The organism is Mesorhizobium sp. M5C.F.Ca.IN.020.32.2.1 (assembly GCF_004023105.1).
In the GTDB taxonomy this organism is placed as follows: domain Bacteria; phylum Pseudomonadota; class Alphaproteobacteria; order Rhizobiales; family Rhizobiaceae; genus Mesorhizobium; species Mesorhizobium wenxiniae.
The window spans coordinates 1-4420 of the sequence record NZ_RZSX01000545.1; the positions used below are offsets into that span (position 1 = coordinate 1).

General features: G+C 64.3%; 5 protein-coding genes and 1 pseudogene. 1 reads left to right on the top strand and 5 read right to left on the bottom strand.

What is annotated here, in order from left to right:
* The coding region (locus EOA86_RS23880) for a sodium:proton antiporter (protein ID WP_206630114.1) at positions 1 to 461 on the top strand (461 nt) is incomplete at its 5' end.
* Here the strand turns inward: EOA86_RS23880 and EOA86_RS23885 are convergent.
* The 5 genes and pseudogenes from EOA86_RS23885 to EOA86_RS23905 all read right to left on the bottom strand — a co-directional run.
* Complete coding sequence (locus tag EOA86_RS23885) at positions 462 to 1181, bottom strand: ABC transporter ATP-binding protein (RefSeq protein WP_127209274.1); 720 nt, start codon at positions 1179 to 1181, stop codon at positions 462 to 464.
* Positions 1178 to 1903, bottom strand: coding sequence for an ABC transporter ATP-binding protein (locus EOA86_RS23890; RefSeq protein ID WP_128343917.1), 726 nt, complete (start codon positions 1901 to 1903; stop codon positions 1178 to 1180). Before EOA86_RS23890 ends, EOA86_RS23885 begins: the two co-directional genes overlap by 4 nt.
* Positions 1900 to 2862, bottom strand: a complete 963-nt coding sequence (locus EOA86_RS23895) for a branched-chain amino acid ABC transporter permease (protein ID WP_128343919.1) — start codon at positions 2860 to 2862, stop codon at positions 1900 to 1902. The genes EOA86_RS23890 and EOA86_RS23895 overlap by 4 nt, the downstream gene beginning before the upstream one ends.
* On the bottom strand, positions 2859 to 3740 hold the full coding sequence (locus tag EOA86_RS23900) for a branched-chain amino acid ABC transporter permease (RefSeq protein WP_128343920.1): 882 nt from the start codon (positions 3738 to 3740) through the stop codon (positions 2859 to 2861). Before EOA86_RS23900 ends, EOA86_RS23895 begins: the two co-directional genes overlap by 4 nt.
* A gap of 100 nt (positions 3741 to 3840) precedes the next feature.
* Positions 3841 to 4420 (bottom strand): annotated as a pseudogene (locus tag EOA86_RS23905) (ABC transporter substrate-binding protein); the annotation flags it as partial.

The window sequence follows — 4420 nt, forward strand, 5'->3', positions numbered from 1 at the left end:
GGGAGCCGATCGCCGAAGTGGCTAAACTATTTGCCGGCATCTTCATCTGCATCGTGCCGGTCATCGCCATTCTCAGGGCCGGCCCCGACGGCGCGCTGGCACCGCTGGTCTCGCTTGTCAGCTCGCCGATGGGCGAGCCAAACGACCTCGCTTATTTCTGGATGACCGGAGCGCTGTCATCCTTCCTCGACAATGCGCCGACCTATCTGGTGTTCTTCGAGCTCGCCGGCGGCGATCCACAGCATCTGATGACCACCTTCGCCTCCACGCTGGCGGCGATCTCGGCCGGCGCGGTGTTCATGGGCGCCAACACCTATATCGGCAATGCGCCGAACTTCATGGTCTACGCGATTGCCAGACATCGCGGCGTCAAGATGCCGGGCTTCTTCGGCTACATGGCATGGTCGGGCGCGGTGCTGATCCCGATATTCCTGATCGCGGGTTTTCTGTTCTTTGGCTGATCAACCGACGCCGACATAGCGGCGGACCGCCGACGGATCGGCGCGGAGCTCCTCGACATCGACGGTCTCGCGGTTGCGACCGTTCTCAATGAACGAGACCCGGTCGGCGACGGACAGCACGGCATCGACCCGCTGCTCGACCAGGATCGTCGAGACGCCAAGATTGCGCAGCTTCGACACCGTCTCACGGATCCTGGCGATCATCGACGGCATCAGCCCTTCGGTCGGCTCGTCGAGTAGAAGCACCTGCGGTTCGAGACACAGGGCCCGCGCCATAGCCAGCATCTGCTGCTCGCCGCCCGACAGCGTGCCGGAGCGCTGTCTGAGCCGCTGACGCAGCAGCGGAAAAAGGTCGAGCACGTTTTCGCGCGTCGTCTTGCCCTTGCCGCGGGCCATCAGGCCGATCTCGATGTTTTCAGCCACCGTCATCTCGGCGAACAGCCGCCGGCCCTGCGGCACATAGGCGACGCCGGCCTTCGGCACGTCATGCGCCAGCAGGCCAGTCAACTCCTTGCCGTCGAGCCTGATCGAGCCGGCGCGTGAGGGAACGAGGCCCATGATCGCCTTCAGCGTCGTCGTCTTGCCGGCGCCGTTGCGGCCAAACAGGCAAAGCACCTCGCCCTTGTTCAACACGAGGTCGAGGCCGTAGAGCACCTGGACCTCGCCGTAGAAGCAGTCGAGCCCGGAGATGGCCAGTGCTTCAGACCGTGTTTCAGTCATGGGGCGGTCCCCAGGTAGGCGTCCTGCACTTCGGCATTGGCACGGACCTGCTCGGGCGTGCCTTCGGCCAGGATCTTGCCGGCGTTGAAGACGGTGATGCGGTCGGCAAGCTGCATGACCACCGGCATGTTGTGTTCGATCAGAAGCACAGTCGCGCTTGTGGCGATCTCGCGCACCAGCCCGATGAAATTGTCGATCTCGCTGTCGGCCAGCCCCTGCGTCGGCTCGTCAAGAATCAGCAGGCGCGGTTTTAGCGCGAGCCCCATCGCCACTTCGAGCAGGCGCTGATGGCCATAGGACAATTGCCCGGCCGGCATGTGGGCGCGGTCGGCAAGGCCGGTGCGCTCCAACGCCGCCATGACGCCGGCATGCACGGCACCTTTCGAGCGGCCACCGGTCAGCGTGCGCTGCACTGGCAGTGCGACGTTGTCGTAAGCGGTGAGGTTGGCAAAGACGCTGGTGATCTGGAAGGTGTAGGCAATGCCAAGGCGGACCCTGGCGTAGGCCGGCAGGCTGGCGATGTCGGCGCCGTCGAAGACGATCAGGCCCGAGGACGGCTGGATGCGGCCGCTGACCAGGCTGACGAAGGTGGTCTTGCCGGCGCCATTGGGGCCGATGACGGCGCGAATCTCGCCCGGCATGAGGGCGAATTCGACACCGTCGACGGCGCGCAGGCCGCCGAAATTGCGGGACAGGCCCTTGGTCGTCAGCAGCGGCATCATGGCAGCCATCCAAGCCAGCGCTGGCGGACGGTGCCGAGAATGCCCCTGGGGAAGAACAGCACGAGCAGGATGAGGGCGATGCCGACGATCAGCAGATAGGCCGAGGTGTAGCCGCTGGTGATGTCGACGACATAGTACATGAACAGGGTGCCGATCAGCGGACCGAGCGTGGTCGCAGCACCGCCGAGCAGCACCCAGAGCAGCGGTAGGATGGAATATTGCACCGAGGCGAAGGTCGAGCCGACATAACCGAACAGCAGCGCGTAGGCGGCGCCCGAAGCCGCGCAGATCGTGCCGGAGACTACGACCGCGGCGAGCTTGTTGGAAAACGTGTCGTAGCCGAGCATCTTGGTCCGCTCCTCGTTTTCGCGAATGGCGACCAGCACACGGCCATACCTGGAGCGGACGATAACGAGCGCCACCAGCAGCACGATCGAGAACAGGGCGAGCGCGCTCATGTAGCGCACGGTCGGGTCGGTGAGGCCGAGCGACGTGTCGCCCAAAACAAGCACACGCGCCGACTGCGGCACGACCAGGCCCTGATCGCCGCCGGTCCAGGCCGCGAAATAGAGGATTATGAGATAGAATACCTGCGCGAACATCATGGTGACGATCATGAAGGCAACGCCGGAAGTACGCAGCGCCAGCACCCCTATCACCAGCGCGAGAAGCGCGCCGCATGCAAGGCCGGCGGCGAAGGCGGCCGGCACGCTCCAGCCGAGATGGATGACGGCAAGGCCTGCGCCATAGAGTCCAGCCGAAAAGAACATGGCATGTCCGAGGCTGAGCAGCCCGACATAGCCGAACAGCATGTTGTAGCCGATGGCGAAAACCGCCAGCACCATGATGCGGGCGAGCAGCCCGTGGTGATATTCCGGCAGGACGAAGCTTAGGGCGAAAAACAGCGCGATGACGCCCACATGCAACGCATAGGGTTTTACCGGTGAAGCCTCCTTCATCGCGATGCCGTCCCGAACAGGCCTTGCGGCCGGAACACCAGCACCATGGCAACCAGTAGCGTGGCGATGATCTTGGCCAGAGTCGGCGAGAAAAACACCGAGATGATGCCGTCCGACAAGCCGATGAGCACGGCAGCGACGACGGTGCCGCGCAGCGAGCCGAGCCCGCCGATGATGACGACGATGAAGGACAGCAGCAGCGGGTCCTGTCCCATCAGATAGTGCGCCTGGCTGATCGGCACGATCAGCACGGCGGCCACCGCCGCCAGCATGGCGCCGAGCGCGAAGACGCCGGCATAGACGCGGTCGACCGGAATGCCGAAGGCCTGCGCCGTCTCGCGGTCATATTGCGTGGCGCGCATGACGAGGCCGATTTTCGTACGCGTCAGCACGAACCACGTCGCGACCAGCAGAAGCGCCGATGCGGCGATGATCGACAGTTTGTAGCCGGAGTAGCCGAACCACGGCAAGAGGATGCGATAGCTGAAGGGCGGCTCCACGGGCCGTGCCTCCGGACCGTAGAAGGTCAGCACCAGTTGCTGGATGATGTAGAGCATGCCGATGGTGGCGACGATGGTGGCCTCCGGATTGTAATTCAGCCGGCGCAGCACCAGCCGTTCGGAGACGAGCGCGATCAGACCGACGATCAGCGGCCCCAGCACGAGGGCGGCCAGGAAGCCGACCGCCGGATGGCCTGATATCGCCGTGGAGATCGCCCAGGCAAGCACCGCGCCGAGCATGAAGAACTCGCCATGGGCGACATTGACGACGCGCATGACGCCGAACACCAGCGACAGGCCAAGCGCCGTCAGCGCCAGCACGGCGGAGGTGACGAGGCCTTCGAGGGCGGCGAGGAGGAGGTGGGGTCCGAAGGCCATTATGCGCTGGCAGGTGCGAGAAGCACCCCCCTCTGTGGGGAGTTGTCCGGCCGGACAGAGGGGGGTGGCTCGAAGCGCACTACGGCTAAAACAGCTAAGCTCACAGCGCCTGGGTCGTGTAATCCCCTTCCGGCTCATAGAGGCCGTCCTCGATCTTGGTCTTGTGGACGACGTTCAGCCGGCCGCCTTCGACCTTGGAGATGTTCTGAATGCCGAAACACTGATGGATCTTGCCGTTGAAGGTCTTCGGCCCTTGCGGATGCTCGGGGCCCTCGGCGAACTCGGTCAAGGCCTCGGTCGCCTCGACCAGCTTGGCGCGGTCTTCCGGACCCTTGTAGCCGGCATCCTCCATCGCCTTCTTGACGACATAAAGCGTTTCCCAGCAGCCGAACATGTGCGCGGCGGTGGAGACATCCTTCGGATCGCCGACGGCAGCGCCATTGTCGTCGATGCCCACGGCGGCGCGATAGGCCTTCTGCGCGGCGGAATCATTGGGCTGCGCGTAGCGCGGCGAGCCTTCCCAGAAATGGCTGCCGTCGAGGAATTCGAGGCCGGGGCTGTTGATGTCGGTGGCTTCGAGCGAATCGATGAAGCCGAACAGCTGCGGCCGGTTGGAGCCATAGAACTCGCCGAGTTCCTTGACGAAGGTGAGCACCGCCGGACCGACCATGACGTGGTAG

Bases quoted from the DNA above. Each gene is read 5' to 3' on its own strand.
- EOA86_RS23885 (WP_127209274.1), bottom strand. From the start codon at position 1,181: ATGACTGAAACACGGTCTGAAGCACTGGCCATCTCCGGGCTCGACTGC.
- EOA86_RS23890 (WP_128343917.1), bottom strand. From the start codon at position 1,903: ATGATGCCGCTGCTGACGACCAAGGGCCTGTCCCGCAATTTCGGCGGC.
- EOA86_RS23895 (WP_128343919.1), bottom strand. From the start codon at position 2,862: ATGAAGGAGGCTTCACCGGTAAAACCCTATGCGTTGCATGTGGGCGTC.
- EOA86_RS23900 (WP_128343920.1), bottom strand. From the start codon at position 3,740: ATGGCCTTCGGACCCCACCTCCTCCTCGCCGCCCTCGAAGGCCTCGTC.